Genomic DNA, 16,332 nt, shown 5'->3' on the forward strand with positions numbered 1-16,332 from the left:
GGCACACATGACCACGATCCACGCCTTCGGCGATGACGCGCTCGGTGACCACGACGCCGTCGGCCTGGCCCGGTTGGTCCGCGACATGCAGGTCAGCCCGGATGAAGTGGCCGCCGCCGCAATCGCCCGCGCGCAACTCGTCGACCCCGAACTGCAGGCCGTCGCGTGCGACCAGACACCGCGGCACAGCTCCGACCCCGCCGCCGAATTCTTCGGCGTCCCAACCTTCATCAAAGACAACACCGACGTCGCCGGGCTGCCGACCACGCACGGATCGGAGGCCTTCACAGCGCGGCCCGCCAAGCAGGACGGCGCCTACGCGACGCAGCTCCTCAGCACTGGCCTCACGCTGCTGGGCAAGAGCCGGATGCCCGAATTCGGTTTCAACGCGACGACGGAATACATGACCGCGCCGCCGGTCCGCAATCCCTGGAACACCGAATACTCGGTCGGCGCCTCGTCGGGCGGGTCGGCAGCCCTGGTCGCCGCCGGCGTCGTCCCCATCGCGCACGCCAATGACGGCGGCGGCTCGATCCGCATCCCGGCCGCCTGCGCGGGCCTGGTCGGGCTCAAGCCGAGCCGGGGCCGGCACCGCGACGGCGAGCAGGCGAGCCATCTGCCCATCAACATGATCTCCGAGGGCGTTCTCACCCGCAGCGTCCGCGACACCGCCGCGTTCCTCGCCGCGAGTGAAAACCATTGGCGCAATCCGAAACTCGCCCCCATCGGCCGGGTTCTCGGGCCCGCCGAACGGACGCTTCGGGTCGGCGTGCTTTTCGACAGCGTCACCGGCGAGCCGGTCGACGACGCCACCCGCGCTGCCGTCGAAGACACCGCGGCGGTGCTGGAGGCCGCGGGCCATGTGGTGGAGCCGATCTCGCTGCCGGTCACCGCCCAGTTCGCCGACGACTTCGTCCAATACTGGGCATTGTTGGCCGATCTCGCGGTCGGCACCGGCCGGTTGATCCTGGACCGGTCGTTCGACGCCGCCAAGGCCGACGGCCTGAGCCTGGGGCTGCGCGCGCACCATCGCCGAAACCTGCACCGCACGCCCGGTGCACTGCTGCGCCTGCGGCGCATCGCCGACCAGTATGCGCAGATGTTCGCCCGGCACGAAGTCGTGCTGTCGCCGGTGCTCTCGCACACCACGCCACGTCTCGGCCACCTCGCGCCGACGGTCGAGTTCCCCACCCTGATCGACCGTCTGCGCCGGTATGTGGCCTACACCCCGCTCAACAACATCGCGGGCACGCCGGCCATCTCGCTACCGGCAGGCCTGTCCCCCGAAGGCCTACCGGTCGGCGTCCAGCTGTCCGGCGCCTACGGCGACGAGCGCACCCTTCTCGAGCTGGCTTTCCTACTGGAGGCCGAGCGGCCGTTCGCCCGAATTCAGGAGGTCGCCAGCGCGTGCCGCGCTGCGTCGCCCAGCGCGTGCCGCGCGTAGGCCCGCACGTCTGCGTCGCCGTCTTCCAGCGCGATGCCCAGCGCTTCCCGGGCCGCCTCCTCCGAATCGGCCCACCGGGTCAGGCTCAGCACCGCGGCCTTGCGCACGTCCAGGTGCGGGTCGTGCAGTGCCCGCGACAGCGGTTCGACGGCGACGTCCGGCGCCGCGCCGGACAGCGCCCGTACCGCACCCTGGCGGATCTGCCACGCTGATTCCCGAAGCGCGCGTTGCACTTCCGGCACGTCCTGCTCGGCGCAGCCGACGGCGGCCAAGGCGGCGAGCGCTGCCGCGCGCACCAGCGGGTCGCGGTCGGCCAGCAGCCGCCGCACGGTGTCCGCGCCGGACCCGAGCGTGGCCAGGCCATTGCTCGCGGCGATCCGCACCTCGCGATTGTCGTCGTCCGCGGCCTCGGCCACCCCGTCCACGTCATCGACGGAGACCAGGGCGCGCACGGCCTCGATACGCACGCGGTGATCGGCATCGGTCACCGCGGCACGGTATTCCGTGGCCGCACCAACGCGGCGCGAGCTCAGGACGTACAACGTCACGGCCCGCACGACCGGGTCGGCGGAGGTCAGGTATGGGGCGACCGCCGCGGGATCGGGCAGCACCTCGACCAGCTCACGCAAGGCGTCGGCACTCTCCGCGCGCACCGCGCCGTCATCGTCACCGAGTGCTGCGACCAGGTCCGGCTGATAGCCGTCCGGCAGGTTCTCCACCAGCACGGCCACAGCGGCTCGCCGCACCCCGGCGTCAGTGTCCTGCAGGTACTCGGCCAAATCGGAGAGCACCGGCTCTTCCAGGGCCACCACGGCTGCGATCCGCGGGGACGGCGGCGTCGCCGGTTCGGTCGGGCGCAGCCGGGAGCCCGCGGTGGCGGGCGCCTTACCGCCCACCAGGGCCGGCTGGTGTATGTGCTGCACCGCGTGATCCGACGGCAGGTGATCCAGGTCGGGAACCGGCACGAAATACGGTGCCACGGGCCGCTTCAGGAACTCCATTTCGCCGTCCGAACCCTTGCGCAGGTTCAGGTGATAGCGCCACTCCTCGTCATCGCGCTCGGGGATGTCGGCACGATCGTGGTACAGCCCCCACCGCGATTCGGTCCGCGTCAGCGACGACCGGGCCGCCATCTCGGCGCAGTCCCGGATGAACGACACCTCGACCGTCCGCATCAGCTCGTGCGGGGTGCGGGCGCCCATCTGCTCGATCTCCTCGGCCATGCGCTCGAAGGTGCGGACCGCGATGGACAGCTTGGTCGCAGTCTTCGGCGGCGCCACATAGTCATTCACGAAGCGGCGCAGCTTGTACTCGACCTGCGGCTGGGGCGGCCCGTCCGGATGCCGCAGGGGCCGGTAGATCAGTTCGTGCGCCTCGGCCAGCTGGTCCTGCGGAAGGTCCACGGGCGCTTCGACATCGGCGAGGGTCGACGCGGCATGTTCGCCGGCCAGGTCGCCGTAGACGAACGCGCCGATCATGTAGTTGTGCGGGACGCACGCCATGTCGCCCGCCGCGTACAGCCCGGGCACGGTGGTGCGGGCGTGCTCGTCGACCCACACCCCCGACGCCGAATGCCCACTGCACAAACCGATCTCGGAGATGTGCATCTCGATGTCGTGGGTGCGGTAGTCGTGGCCGCGGTTGGCGTGGAACGTACCGCGGGTCGGCCGTTCGGTGGTGTGCAGGATGTTCTCCATCGCGGTGATGGTTTCGTCCGGCAGGTGGGTGACCTTGAGATAGATGGGGCCGCGGGCGGATTCGATCTCGCTCTTGACCTCGGCCATCATCTGGCCCGACCAGTAGTCCGAGTCGACGAACCGCTCCCCCAGCGCGTTCACCTGGTAGCCGCCGAACGGATTGGCGACGTAGGCGCAGGCCGGCCCGTTGTAGTCCTTGATCAACGGGTTCACCTGGAAACATTCGATGCCCGAGAGTTCGGCGCCCGCGTGGTACGCCATGGAGTAGCCGTCGCCGGCGTTGGTCGGGTTCTCGTACGTGCCGTACAGGTACCCCGAGGCCGGCAGCCCGAGCCGGCCGCTGGCGCCGGTCGCCAGGATGACGGCCTTGGCCCCCACCACGACGAATTCGCCTGTACGCGTGTTGAATGCGGCCGCGCCCACGGCGCGCCCGTTGTCGGTCAGCACGCGCACCGGCATCAGCCGGTTCTCGATGCGCAGCTTCTCCCGGATGGACTTCTGCCGCATCACGCGATAGAGCGCCTTCTTGACGTCCTTGCCCTCGGGCATCGGTAGCACGTACGAGCCCGACCGGTGTACACGGCGCACGGCATATTCGCCGTGCTCGTCCTTCTCGAACTTCACGCCGTAGCGTTCCAGCCGCTGCACCATGGCGAAACCGCGGGTCGCGGTCTGATAGATGGTGCGCTGGTTGACGATTCCGTCGTTGGCGCGGGTGATCTCGGCGACGTAGTCCTCCGGGGTGGCCTTGCCGGGGACGACGGCGTTGTTGACGCCGTCCATGCCCATGGCCAGGGCTCCGGAATGCCGCACATGGGCCTTCTCCAGCAGCAGCACCTGGGCGCCGTTCTCGGCAGCGGTCAGGGCTGCCATGGTGCCGGCAGTACCGCCACCGATCACCAGGACGTCACAGTCGATGCGGACGGGATCGGCGAGGTCTGGAATCTCCAGAGTGCTCATTGGTGTAGTGCTCCAAGGATTTCGGCCCGCAGCTCGGTGCGGGGAACATCAGCATCACGGGGACTCGGGACATCCAGCAGCGCGCGCAGCGGCTGGCCGGCGCGGCCGAGGACCGCCACCCGGTCTCCCAGGGCGAGGGCTTCGTCGACGTCATGCGTGACGAACACGATGGTGGTGGGATGGGCCTGCCAGGTGTCGATCAGCAAGTGCTGCATGGCATTGCGGGTCTTCGAGTCCAGGGCGCCGAACGGCTCGTCCATCAGGACGGCCCGTGGCGCCCCGGCCAATCCGCGTGCCAGCTGGACCCGCTGGCGCATGCCGCCGGACAGGCTCTTCGGCAGGAAGTCCGCGAACCCGGTGAGCCCGACCTCGTCGATCCAGCGCTCGGCACGCTCCCGGTGCCCGGCGCGCGGCACGCCGCGCAGTTGCAGCGCCAGCTCGATGTTGGATCGCACTGTGCGCCAGGGCAACAACGCACTGTCCTGGAACACCATGCCGCGGTCCCGCGACGTGGTGGTCACCAGCTCGCCGTCCGCCAGGACCCGCCCGGCGTCGGGCTTCAGGAGCCCGGCAAGCGCCCGCAGCACCGTCGACTTGCCACAACCCGACGGGCCGGTCAGCACCAGGATCTCGCCCGGCTGCACCGTCAGGCTCAGGCCGTCCACGACCGGCTCGCCGGTGTAGGACAGCCGGATTCGGTCGAGTTCGAGGCGCAGGCCGGCAGTCAGTACAGCGCTCATCGCCCATTCTCCTCACCGCGCGGCAGCCAGCGGGTCAGTCGTCGGCCGATCACTTCCACCGCGGCCGACGTGCCGAATCCCAGCGCGCCGATGGTGATGATGCCGACGAAGACGCTCGGGTAGTCCAGCACCGTGTAGGCCTGCCAGGTGCGGTAGCCGACGCCGAGCCGGCCGGAGATCATCTCCGCCGACACCACACAGATCCACGCCACACCCATACCGACCGACAGGCCACCGAACAGCCCGGGCAGCACACCCGGAAACACCACCTGCCGCAACACATCCCAGCGACTGCCCCCGAGGGTCCGCACCGAGTCCTCCCACAGCGTGGGCAGGGCCCGCACGGCGTGCCGGGTGCTGACCATGATCGGGAAGAACGCCGCCAGGAACGTGATGAACACGATGCCGGCCTCGTCGGTCGGGAACAGCAGGATGGCGACCGGCACCAGTGCGATGGCCGGGATCGGCCGTGCCAACTCGGTGAGCGGCCCGACGACGTCGGCGAACAGCCGCGACCGGCCGAGCGCGATACCGACGGCAGCGCCGATCACCGCCGCTAGCCCGAAACCGCTGACGATCCGGATCACCGACTGTGTCAAGTCCAGCCAGTACTGCGTGGCGCCCAGCCGCTCGACGAACTTCGCGGCGATCTGGGTCACCGTCGGCAGGTTGTCGAACCGCAGCCAGAACCGGACGTGATTGGCCGTCAGCAGCTGCCAGATGCCCACGGCCGCAATGACCGACAGCGTCTTGACGGCGTAGCCTCGCCATTTCGCCGGTCCCTGCGGCCGCGATGCCTCGGTCTCGGCCGGCCGCGCCGGCGCGGCGGCCACCGCGGCTATCGCCGTCATGCCACACCCACCAGAGCCTGCTGGTAGGTCACCACCGCGGAACCGGGGTGGGCCGCCTGGTAGCGACGGGCGCCGGCATCGGTGTCGAAGGGCACGAAGTCCGTGCCCTGCTGCACCCAGACGGATTTGTCTGCCAGCCAACGGGTTCCGAGTTCGGCATCCGGCACGTAGGCGGCCCGGACCTTGGCGCCCTTGGCCTCCGCGGCCCGGATCGCCTTCAACAGGCAGGTCGGGTTGGCCGTGGGCTGCGTGGTGTCCGAACCGTCCAGCCACAGCTCACCGGCCAGCGCGGGGTTGTCGGCGGGGACGTTGCACACCGGGTCGGTACCGTGCACGACCGACGGATTCGCGGTACGGGCAACCTCGGCGTTGTAGTCGCGACCGCGCTCCGACAGCGCCTTGCGCAGCGGTCCGTCCTCAACGAACTTGGTGACGTCCAGGTCGGCGAAGTCACCGATCGACTTCAGGTACGGCACATCGCCTTTCAGCGCATCGACGAGCGACGGCTTGAGCGTGGTGTCGAATCGGGTGCCGCCGGGACCGTTGTACAGGTACACGACCTCCTGCGGCAGGCCGCTGCCCTGCGCGACGATCTTCGCCGCCTCCAATGGCTTGGTGTTGAGGAAATCGGTGGCATCGAGCTGTGCCTGCAGAAACGCGTCGAGCACCTCGGGATGTGCCGCGGCGTATGCCCGTCGCACGACGACGCCGTGCCAGGTCGGGTAGTTGAGCTCGGCGCCGTCGTACAGCAGCCGGGCCTTGTTCTGGAAGACCAGCAGCCCCGGCCAGGCGACAAACTGCGAAAGTGCCTTGACCTGACCCGATTCCAGCGCCGACGCGCCGATCTGCGGCTGCTGGTTGAGCACCTCGACGCCGGTCTTCGGATCGATGCCGACCTTCGACAGCGCGCGGACCAGGGTGCCGTGGCCGGCCGAGCCGACGCTGGCCGACACCTTCTGCCCGGCCAGCTCGTTCAGCGACTGAACCGGCGAATCCGGGGTCACCACAACCATGTTCAGCGCTCCGGTGGGGCTGGACCCCGTGGCCGCCACCAGTTCGGTCTTGGCGCGTTCATTGCTCTGCGTCTTCGACCCATTGATCAGCATCGGGTAGTCACCCATCGAACCGATGTCGATCTTCTCGGCGACCATCTGCGCGGTGATCGGCGCACCGGTGTCATAGTCCTGCCATTCGACGTGGTACTTCTTGCCGGTCTTGGCGCCGATGTCGTCGAGGCGATGCTCCAGGTAGCCCTGGGCACGCAACAACGTTCCCGCGGTGACGGTGTTGATGGTCTTGGACTGGTAGCCGATGACCACGTTGACGGCGGTGTCATCCTTGCCGGCCGAATCGACCGAGCAGCCGGTGGCGGCGAGGACGGCCGTGGCGGCCAGGGCGGCGAGGCGAGTGGGTTTCATTGCGGTCCTTAGCGGATGAGGTAGGGCATGTTGACGGAGACGGCACCGGTTGGGCAGCGCGCGGCGCACGGCCCGCAGTACCAACATTCGTCGACATGCATGTAGGCCTTGCCGTTGTCGGGATTGATGGCCAATGAATCCAGCGGGCAGACATCGACGCACAGGGTGCAGCCCTCGATACACAGCGACTCGTCGATCGTGACCGGCACGTCGGCTCGTTGGTTGTTGACCAGCGTCATGATTCACTCCGTAACAGGTTGCCGCGCATGGTGATTCGGTCACCACGCAGTCGGATGTATTCGAGGTCGACGGGACGGCCGTCGTCGAGGGTGGTGAGCCGTTCGAGCATGAGGATCGCCCCACCGGCCGGGAGGTCCAGGGTGGCCGCGGTGTGCGGATCGGCCGAAACCGCTTCCAGCGCAATGTCCGCCGAGCCCAGCCGTTGCCCGGTGACCTGCTCGATCAACGCGAACACGTCATTGGTCTCCAGCGAGTGTTCGAGCACCGCGGCACCGATGTCGGGCGCGAGGTATGTCAGGTCCAGGCTCAGGGGCAGGTCGCCCAGGTAGCGCAGCCGCTCGATGAAGACGACGGGTTCGCCGGGGGTCAGCTGCAGCCGGCGGGCCACGGCTGCCGGCGCCGCCAGCTGCGTCGCGGCGCGGACCTCGTTGCGGACGTCGCCGTAATCCTTGAAGGTCTCCTTGAGCCCGACCAGAGCGTGCAGGCCGTGGTCGTATTTGCGCTGGGCCACGTGGGTGCCGACCCGCGGTCCCCGATCGATGAGGCCTTCGGCCTTGAGGATCGCCAGGGCCTCGCGCACGGTGTTGCGGGAGACGGAGAACTCCGCCACCAGTTCGGCCTCACCGGGCAGACCGTCCGCGTAGACGCCGTCGCGGACCTGGTGGCGCAGCACGTCGGCCACCTGGCGGGCGCGGTCGGCGCGCCGGCGCAGCGGCGTCGGATCGGTCGCCCGGGGCGAGCGAAGCGACGGGGAGGACTCGGGCATGCCGATGACGCTAGGGACCAGCGGCGATCAGGTCTGCACCCACAAATCGGGTGGTTCGAAGGTACCAGTATTGCGCCGCCTCGCAACGCTCGTGACCTGCACAAACCAGTACTTCAACCGCTATTCCGCCACCGGGGAATCGCCCGACATTTCAAATCTCGGTGAATCCAATCGAGCCTGACGCTCGCCATAACCTTCGACTCCGCGAAGTGCGTGAGTTCAATCGTGATGACAATTTGCCGTGGTGATTGAACTCAGGGACCGCTGGCGGCCCGAAGGAGTACCTGGCTTCAATCAGGACGTCTATCAGTGCCTCGTGATGGAGACCAAGTACTGGCTGACGCAGGGAAGGTTCGAGTAGCAGCAGCTAGCTCCCGGCAGCCGACACCGTCACCGGAATCCCGTTCAGTGCACCGTTACCCGACGGCTCGTCGAGGAAGTCCGGCAGCGACAGGATGTTGGTGTTCACCCCGGGCGCCGCGTTGGCGATGCCGAGGCGGGTACCGGGCTGTCCGTGTCCCCAGCCGTGCGGCATGGACACCACGCCCGGCTTGATCGCGTCGGTCACCTCGACGGGGACGACGATCTTCCCGGCGCCGGAGGCGACCTCGGCATGGTCGCCGTCGGCGATCCCGCGCGTGGCGGCGTCGCGGCTGTGCATCAGCAGCGTGCAGCGGTCGCGGCCCTTCATCAGCGCGCCGACGTTGTGCAGCCAGGAGTTGTTGGACCGCAGATGGCGTCGGCTGACCAGCACGAGCCCGTCGGCCGGACGCTCCAGGCGCGCCGCGAGCCGGGGCAGGTCGTCGAGCAGGTACTGCGGCGCCACGCGGATCTTCTTGTCCGCGGTACCCAGCACCTCGGGCACCCGCGGCACCATCGGTCCGTAGTTGATGCCGTCCGGATGGGCCTTGAGCTTCTCGAGTGTCAGCCCGTCGGGGTTCTCGCCGTACCGGTCACCGAACGCCGCAGTCCGCAGCGTCAGGTCGAGCATGCGCTCGGGGCCGCCGTGGTCGTACCTCTTGCGGATCTCCGCGCCGTCGAGTCCCTGGGTGAAGCACAGGTAGTCGAACCAGCCGTCGTCGAGCGCGGCGACGTCGACGTCCTCGGCCGGGGTGCCGGTGCACAGGCCGGTGAGCCGGATCAGAATCTCCCACTCCTCCGGCGCATCGGGGTCCTCGCGGTGGAACACCGGCGGCGAGTACCGGGCGAAGCTGTTGATGGCAGCTCCCAACAGCAGGTCCGCGGAGTGCGCCTGCTCGAGAGCCGAGGCGCCCGGCAGGATGACGTCGGCGTGCCGCGTCGTCTCGTTGAGCCACAGGTCCACCGAGATCATGGCGTCCAGCTGCGGCAGCGCCTCGTCGAGTTTGTCGCCGCCCGGAGTCGACAGGACCGGGTTGCCTGCCACCGTGATCAGCGCCTTGAGCTGGCCCTCGCCCGGAGTGACGATCTCTTCCAGCATGCACGAGACCGGCACCTGGCCCATGACCTCTTTGGCCCCGCGCACCCGGGTCTGGTATCGGCCGAAGTTCGCCGCCCCATCCTCCAGGCCGGGGATGGTCTGGCTGGTGACGGTCCACGCGGTCGGGGTGGCGAACATCGCGCCGCCGGGGACATCGAAGTGTCCGGTAACGATGTTGACGACGTCGATCAGCCAGCTCGCGAGGCTGCCGAACTCCTGGTTGCAGGTGCCGATGCGGCCGTAGACGACGGCGCGGGGCGTACCGGCCAGCTCCCGGGCCAGTTCCCGAATTCGTTCTGCCTCGATACCTGTTGCGGCAGAGACCCTTTCGGGCGACCAGTCGGCCACGGCGCGCTGCAGTTCGGCTACCCCGTCAAGGTGCTGCTCCAGTTGGCCGAGATTGACCAGTCCTTCTTCGAACACCGCGTGGATGACGCCCAGCAGCAGCGCCGCGTCGGTGCCCGGGGTGATCGGCAGCCACTCGTCGGCCTTGGCGGCAGTCTGCGTCCGGACCGGGTCGATGACGATCACCTTGCCGCGCTTACGGATTCCGCCGATGATGCCCATGATGTCGGGGGCCGCCAGGAGCGAGCCCTGTGAGGCCGCCGGGTTGGCGCCCATCACCACCAGCAGGTCGGTGCGCTGCACATCGGGTGTCGGGAAGGCCCACCAGCTGCCGTACATGAGGTGCGACGACAGGTTCTTCGGCCACTGGTCGATGGTGCCCGGCGAATAGGTGATCGGCATGCCGGACAGGCCGAGCAGGATCGCGGCGTACCGCGACAGCGAAAACGAGTGCGCCAGTGGGTTTCCCGTATATGCGGCGACCGCGCCGATGCCGTGCTTCGCGATGACCGGCGCCAGCAGTTCGGTGCAGCGCCGGAACGCGGTGTCCCAGTCGACTTCGTGCCACTGGCCGTCGACCTTGATCATCGGCCGGCGAATCCGGTCCGGGTCCTCGTGGAGCGCACCCAGGGAGGCGCCCTTCGGGCAGATGTGGCCCGCACTCCATTCGTCGGCCTTGTTCGGCCTGATGCCGGCGACCTTGCCGCCCGACACCTGAATCTCCAAGCCGCACATGGCTTCACAGAGGCAGCAGGCGTGCAGATGCAGTCCGTCTTCGCCGACTTCGGCGAGGACTCGTGGCTCGGTTCCCATCATCCGACTGTAACGGCGTTACTGAGACCTGGGTCACGATTGCTCCCGATGTCCGGGAGACAGGCTACAAGGCGTGTGAAAGCTCCCGGCCGAATTGCAGCAACCGCTGCATCTGGGCCAGGCCACCGTCGTCGACGGACTTGGTGTACCGGAACGACTCACAGAAGAAGTCGGTGTCGATTGCCGACTTCTGCCGGCTGCGGGTGATCAGCTGGGTGTACATCCGCAGCCGCACCTCGGCCAGGCGCCGCGTGCCGTCGGCCAGCACCTCGAACTGGGTGGTCAGGATGTGGTCGGTGATGGTGGACAACAGGATGGTCCGCACCGAGGTGTCCAACGTGCGGCGCAGTTGTTCGTCGTCACCGTTGGCGTCGTCGTCGGCCCGCCACATGATCAGCCGCTCGCCGTCGGTGAGGACGACCTCCTGCCACACGGCGTCGCCCCAGGACTCCTCGGACGCGCCGCGCGACATGATGAAGGACTTGATGGACCGGAAGTCGACCACCGACCGGAGCTGCTCGAGCGCCAGCTCCGGATCGCGCAGATAGACCTTCGCCGCGTCCGAGACACTCGAGTAGGGCGCCCAGTCCTGCGGCTCGTCCACGGCTACTCGCCCCGGACCGCCGCCGCAGCAGCCCGGATCTGCGGCGTCACCAGCATGACCTGGCCGAGCACGCCGTTGACGAAGCCGGGTGACTCATCGGTGGACAGCGTCTTCGCCAACTCGACCGCCTCGTCGACGGCGACCGGTTCCGGCACGTCCGTCGCATGCAGCAACTCCCACACCGCAACGCGCAGGATCGCCCGGTCCACCGCGGGCAGCCGCTCCAGCGTCCAGCCCTGCAGATGCGCGGAGATCAGGTCGTCGATGTGCGCGGCGTGCTCGGTGACGCCGTTGGCGACGGTCACCGTGTACGGGTTCAGCACCGACACCTCGGGGTCGCTGTCGGCAATGGCGTTGCGCAGCTTCGCGCCCTCGGCGGCGGTGATCCCGCGGGCCTCGGCCTCGAACAGCAGGTCGACGGCGCGCTTGCGCGCCTGGTGCCGACCCTTATCGGAGCGACGGTCAGGCATTGACCCGACTGATGTAGCTGCTGTCGCGGGTGTCCACCTTGAGCTTGTCACCGATGTTGATGAACAGCGGAACCTGGATCTCGGCGCCGGTCTCCAGGGTGGCCGGCTTGGTGCCGGCGTTCGAGCGGTCGCCCTGCAGGCCCGGCTCGGTGTGTGCCACGACGATGTCGATGCTGACGGGCAGTTCCAGGTACAGCGGTGCGCCGTTGTGGAACGCGATCTGCACCTGCAGGTTCTCCAGCAGGAAGCCCGCGGCGTCGCCGACAAGAGCCTCGGGCAGCGGGTGCTGCTCGAAGTCCTCGGCGTCCATGAAGACGAAGTCACTGCCGTCGCGGTACAGGTAGGTGGCGTCACGACGGTCGACGGTCGCGGTCTCCACCTTCACGCCGGCGTTGAAGGTCTTGTCGACGACCTTGCCCGACAGCACGTTCTTGAGCTTCGTGCGCACGAAGGCCGGGCCCTTGCCGGGCTTGACGTGCTGGAACTCGGTGATCTGCCACAGCTGGCCCTCGATGTTGAGGACAAGACCATTCTTGAAGTCGGCGGTAGATGCCACGGTGGGTACTGCTCCTAGCTCTCTGTCATCAGAGGATGGCCAGTTCCTTGGGGAACCGGGTAAGTAACTCGGGTGTGGGTGTCTTGTCGCTGCCCACGACCAGCGTGTCCTCGATTCGGACGCCGCCCCGGCCGGGCAGGTAGACACCGGGCTCTACGGTGACCACAGAGCCAGCAAGCAGTGTACCGGCGGCGGCGGAGTTGATTCCCGGCGCTTCGTGAATCTGCAACCCGACCCCGTGCCCCAGCCCGTGGGAGAACTGCTCGCCGTACCCGGCATCGGTGATGACCTGCCGTGATGCGCGGTCCACGGCCGCCAGTGTCGTGCCCGCCACCAGCGCTTCCCGGCCGGCCCGCTGGGACGTCGCGACCAGGTCGTAGATGTCGCGCTGCCACTGCGCCACCGGCGACAGTACGAAGGTGCGCGTCATGTCGGAGTGGTAACCCTCGACCAGCGCACCGAAATCGATCTTGACGAAATCACCGGCCGCCAGCACGGCATCGGTCGGCCGGTGGTGCGGTATCGCGGAGTTGGCACCGGTCGCGACGATGGTCTCGAACGACGGGCCGTCGGCGCCGTGGTCCAGCATCCGCGCCTCGAGCTCGCGGCCGACCTCCTTCTCCGTGCGGCCCGCCCGCAGCCCACCCGATTCGATCAGGTCTTTGAGCGCGGCATCGGCGGCCTCGCAGGCCAGTCGCAGGATCGCGATCTCACCGGCGTCCTTGACCTCGCGCAACGCCTCGACCGTGCCGGGGGCCCGGACCAGTTCGATGTCGCCGCTGACGCGCTGCAGCGCCGCATGGGCGTCGACCGTCATGACATGGCTTTCGAACCCCAGCCGCTTGATGCCGGCAGCCTCCGCCGCACGTACCAGTGCGGGCGCACACGCCCGTTCGATGACGATCTGCGCGTCCGGGGACTGCTGCGCGGCCTGCGTGCGGTACCGCCCGTCGGTGGCGAGAAGAAACGTCTCCCCGTCCCCGTCCTGCTCACTGGGAATCAGCAGTGCCGCGTTCGATCCGGTGAATCCGGACAGATAACGCACGTTGACCAGGTCGGTTACCAGGATCGCATCCAACCCGGCGGCCGCCAGGTGGCGACGCAGAATGTGGCGCCGGTGGGAAATTGTCACGATATGTGACGCTACTCGCTACGCTGTCTGCTCATGAGTAAGTGGTTGCTGCGCGGAATCGTCTTTGCGGCGTTGATGGTGATCGTCCGATTGCTGCAAGGCGCCATGATCGGAGCCTGGGAAAAACAGTCGCTGATCATCAGTGTGACGCTCGTCGTGCTGTACATCATCGCCGCCTTTGCCTGGGGCGTTCTCGATGGCCAGAGCGACGCGAAGGCGCAGCCCGACCCCGACCGCCGCGAGGACCTGGCGATGGCGTGGCTGGTCGGCGGCCTGTTCGCCGGCGTCGTCAGCGGCTTCTTCTCGTGGCTGATCGGCCAGTTCTACGACAACATCTACGTCGACGCGCTGGCCGCCGAGGTCACCACGTTTGCCGCGTTCACCGCGCTGATCGTCTTCGTCGGCGGCGTCTGCGGTGTGTCGCTCGGCCGTTGGCTGATCGACCGCAAAGCCCCGCCGCCCCCGAAGCACGACCACGCCGGGGACGGCGAGCGCGCCGACACCGACGTCTTCGCCGCGGTTTCCGTCGCGGTCCCCGCCGCCGATGGTGCCGAAGGCGAAACCGAGATCATCGAGACCACGCCCAAGACCAACCCCGAGTCCTGAGACTCGGAGACGAGAATCGCGGCCAGTCGTCAGGACTGGCCGCGATTTTTTTGCCGAAATAGTTGTAAGACTTCGGCGGTGTGACGGCTCCTAACCAGTGAGAGCGGCTCAACGGGAGCCGCAAACCTGAATGAGGAGCACGTCATGAATCGCACGAAGTCCGTCACCACCGCACTCGGCGCGGCAGCCGCCGCCCTGGCCGCCCCGGCTGTGCTGTTTCCCGGAACCGGAACCGCACAGGCGGCGTCTGTGCTCGAGACGACGAGTGACGCCGCGGGCGTCACGGTTCACATCACGTCGGCGGGGAGCGAAGGCCTGTGCTTCTACTCGGCCGAGCCGTGGTTCGGCTGGCAGACGGTCAAGCCGCTGCCGGTGTACAAGGTGCCGTTCCAGCTGCAGGCAAACCAGAGCCACAACCTGTGGTTCCCGGGCATTCAGACCGGCACGACGTGGAAAGCCAAGGTCGAATGCCCGGTCGGCGGCACCGACTACTTCAATCCCACCTACTGAGCGCAGCTCAGTCCTTAGCCACCACCGAGTAGGCGGCCGCCAGCAGCGAGGGGTCCGGGCCTTCGAGACGGCCCGGCTTGGCCAGGCCGTCGAGCACCACGAAGCGCAGCACGCCCGAACGGGTCTTCTTGTCCCCCGCCATCGACTCCAGCAGCTGGCCGAAGGCGTCGGCGTCGTAACTGACCGGCAGGCCCAGCGCGGTGAGCACCCGGCGGTGGCGGTCAGCGGTGTCGTCGTCGAGACGTCCGGCGAGCCGGCCGAGCTCGGCGGCGAACACCAGGCCCACCGACACGGCGGCGCCGTGCCGCCACTGGTAGCGCTCGCGCCGCTCGATGGCGTGCGCCAAAGTGTGTCCGTAGTTGAGGATTTCGCGCAGTGCCGATTCCTTCTCGTCGGCGGCGACCACCTCGGCCTTGACGGCGATGGCGCGGCGGATGAGTTCGGGCAGCACGGTCCCGGTGGGGTCCAGCGCGGCCTCCGGATCGGCCTCGATCAGGTCCAGGATCACCGGGTCTGCGATGAAGCCGGCCTTCACGATCTCGGCCATGCCGGCGATGATCTCGTTGCGCGGCAACGATTCCAGCGTCGCGAGGTCGACCAGCACCGCCAGCGGCTGGTGGAAGGCGCCGACGAGGTTCTTGCCGGCGTCGGTGTTGATACCGGTCTTGCCGCCGACGGCGGCGTCGACCATGCCGAGCAGCGTCGTGGGCACGTGCACGATGTCCACACCGCGCAGCCAGGTGGCGGCGGCGAACCCGGCGACGTCGGTGGCCGCGCCGCCGCCGAGGCTGACGATGGCGTCCTTGCGGTCGATCCCGATGCGCCCCAACACTTCCCAGATGAAGCCGACGACGGGCAGTTCCTTGCCCGCCTCGGCGTCCGGGATTTCGATGCGGTGCGCGTCGATTCCCTTGTCCGCCAGGTACTCACGGATCGCTTCCGCGGTCTGGTTGAGCACCGGCTGGTGCAGGATCGCGACGCGGTGCCGGCCCTGCAGGACGCGGCCCAGATCGCCGAGCAGGCCGGTCCCGATGATCACCGGGTACGGCCGGTCGACGTTAACCTCAACGACGACGGGTTCAGTCATTGCGAGCCTTTCAATCGTTTCGCCAGTGCCGCAGGGCTCGGCGGGGCCTCGGTGGTCGGTCCGGGGTTCAGGACCGTGGGCAACCGGCGCCATGCCGAGCGGCGGCGGCGCCGGGAGTGCTCGTCGCAGCGCGACTGCTCGAGCCGGTGCACGATGTGGCGGACCACGGCACCGGGATTGCGCCGGTTGGTGTTGATGCGGAGCGTGGCGACCTGCCGGAACAGCGGCACGCGCTGCGCCATCAGCTCACGGTATTTGGCGCCCGGGTCGTCGCCGGCGAGCAACGGACGTCCGCCGCCCGCGGTACGCCGAACACCTTCTGCCGCACTGATCTCCAGATAGACGACGGTGTGTCCGACGAGCGCTTCGCGCACCTCCGGGGTGGTCACCGCGCCACCGCCGAGCGAGACGACGCCGTCGTGTTCGGCGAGCGCCGCGCGGATCACGTCGGCCTCGATCTTGCGGAACACCGGTTCGCCTTCGGCGAAGATGTCGGCGATGCTGCGACCGGTCGTCTCGACGATCTTGGCGTCGGTGTCGAGCATCGGCACCTGCAGCGCCTTCGCCAACCGTCGACCGATCGTCGACTTGCCCGAACCGGGCATGCCGACCAGTACAGCCTTGGGCACCATCG

Annotated in this window: 16 protein-coding genes; 3 read left to right on the plus strand and 13 right to left on the minus strand. The window is 68.3% G+C overall.

The window, feature by feature from the left end; translation table 11 throughout:
- The first annotated feature begins 7 nt into the window (after positions 1-7).
- Positions 8-1,444 carry an amidase gene (locus tag QRN63_RS24775; protein WP_267317278.1) on the plus strand — a complete coding sequence of 479 codons (1,437 nt, stop codon included), beginning with the start codon at positions 8-10 and terminating at the stop codon, positions 1,442-1,444.
- On the opposite strand, the gene QRN63_RS24780 is transcribed toward QRN63_RS24775, so the two are convergent.
- The 11 genes from QRN63_RS24780 to QRN63_RS24830 all read right to left on the minus strand — a co-directional run bounded on the left by QRN63_RS24780 (position 1,390) and on the right by QRN63_RS24830 (position 13,495).
- Positions 1,390-4,101 carry a fumarate reductase/succinate dehydrogenase flavoprotein subunit gene (locus QRN63_RS24780; protein ID WP_285033611.1) on the minus strand — a complete coding sequence of 904 codons (2,712 nt, stop codon included), beginning with the start codon at positions 4,099-4,101 and terminating at the stop codon, positions 1,390-1,392. The two genes, QRN63_RS24775 and QRN63_RS24780, sit on opposite strands and share 55 nt — an antisense overlap.
- A complete protein-coding gene (locus QRN63_RS24785; RefSeq protein WP_285033613.1) occupies positions 4,098-4,841 on the minus strand; it encodes an ABC transporter ATP-binding protein in 744 nt (247 codons plus the stop codon). Before QRN63_RS24785 ends, QRN63_RS24780 begins: the two co-directional genes overlap by 4 nt.
- Complete coding sequence (locus QRN63_RS24790) at positions 4,838-5,692, minus strand: ABC transporter permease (protein ID WP_285033615.1); 855 nt, start codon at positions 5,690-5,692, stop codon at positions 4,838-4,840. Before QRN63_RS24790 ends, QRN63_RS24785 begins: the two co-directional genes overlap by 4 nt.
- Positions 5,689-7,110, minus strand: a complete 1,422-nt coding sequence (locus QRN63_RS24795) for an ABC transporter substrate-binding protein (RefSeq protein ID WP_285033617.1) — start codon at positions 7,108-7,110, stop codon at positions 5,689-5,691. The genes QRN63_RS24790 and QRN63_RS24795 overlap by 4 nt, the downstream gene beginning before the upstream one ends.
- Before the next feature lie 8 nt (positions 7,111-7,118).
- Entirely contained in the window at positions 7,119-7,349 is a 231-nt protein-coding gene (locus QRN63_RS24800) for a 4Fe-4S dicluster domain-containing protein (RefSeq protein WP_061006677.1), read from the minus strand.
- Complete coding sequence (locus tag QRN63_RS24805) at positions 7,346-8,116, minus strand: GntR family transcriptional regulator (RefSeq protein WP_285033621.1); 771 nt, start codon at positions 8,114-8,116, stop codon at positions 7,346-7,348. The genes QRN63_RS24800 and QRN63_RS24805 overlap by 4 nt, the downstream gene beginning before the upstream one ends.
- A gap of 367 nt (positions 8,117-8,483) precedes the next feature.
- Positions 8,484-10,733 carry a molybdopterin-dependent oxidoreductase gene (locus QRN63_RS24810; protein WP_285033622.1) on the minus strand — a complete coding sequence of 750 codons (2,250 nt, stop codon included), beginning with the start codon at positions 10,731-10,733 and terminating at the stop codon, positions 8,484-8,486.
- A 64-nt stretch (positions 10,734-10,797) separates the two neighbouring features.
- On the minus strand, positions 10,798-11,337 hold the full coding sequence (locus QRN63_RS24815; protein WP_285033623.1) for a hypothetical protein: 540 nt from the start codon (positions 11,335-11,337) through the stop codon (positions 10,798-10,800).
- Positions 11,338-11,339: 2 nt separating this feature from the next.
- Positions 11,340-11,807 carry a transcription antitermination factor NusB gene (nusB, locus tag QRN63_RS24820; protein ID WP_073693685.1) on the minus strand — a complete coding sequence of 156 codons (468 nt, stop codon included), beginning with the start codon at positions 11,805-11,807 and terminating at the stop codon, positions 11,340-11,342.
- The gene (gene efp, locus QRN63_RS24825) at positions 11,800-12,363 is read right to left on the minus strand and encodes an elongation factor P (RefSeq protein ID WP_073693684.1); all 564 of its coding nucleotides are present in this window, start codon (positions 12,361-12,363) and stop codon (positions 11,800-11,802) included. The genes nusB and efp overlap by 8 nt, the downstream gene beginning before the upstream one ends.
- 28 nt (positions 12,364-12,391) lie before the next feature.
- Positions 12,392-13,495: a M24 family metallopeptidase gene (locus tag QRN63_RS24830; RefSeq protein ID WP_267317270.1), complete on the minus strand. Its 1,104-nt coding sequence runs from the start codon at positions 13,493-13,495 to the stop codon at positions 12,392-12,394.
- Positions 13,496-13,528: 33 nt separating this feature from the next.
- Between QRN63_RS24830 and QRN63_RS24835 the strand changes: the two genes are divergently transcribed.
- Positions 13,529-14,101, plus strand: a complete 573-nt coding sequence (locus tag QRN63_RS24835; protein WP_267317269.1) for a B-4DMT family transporter — start codon at positions 13,529-13,531, stop codon at positions 14,099-14,101.
- 144 nt (positions 14,102-14,245) lie between these two features.
- Entirely contained in the window at positions 14,246-14,611 is a 366-nt protein-coding gene (locus tag QRN63_RS24840) for a hypothetical protein (protein ID WP_285033624.1), read from the plus strand.
- 7 nt (positions 14,612-14,618) lie between these two features.
- Here QRN63_RS24840 and aroB read toward each other — a convergent pair whose 3' ends face one another.
- Positions 14,619-15,698: a 3-dehydroquinate synthase gene (aroB, locus tag QRN63_RS24845; RefSeq protein ID WP_285033625.1), complete on the minus strand. Its 1,080-nt coding sequence runs from the start codon at positions 15,696-15,698 to the stop codon at positions 14,619-14,621.
- Positions 15,695-16,330, minus strand: a complete 636-nt coding sequence (locus QRN63_RS24850; protein WP_267317266.1) for a shikimate kinase — start codon at positions 16,328-16,330, stop codon at positions 15,695-15,697. Before QRN63_RS24850 ends, aroB begins: the two co-directional genes overlap by 4 nt.
- Positions 16,331-16,332: the final 2 nt, after the last annotated feature.

It is taken from the genome of Mycolicibacterium sp. lyk4-40-TYG-92, from assembly GCF_030209435.1.
Lineage (GTDB): Bacteria > Actinomycetota > Actinomycetes > Mycobacteriales > Mycobacteriaceae > Mycobacterium.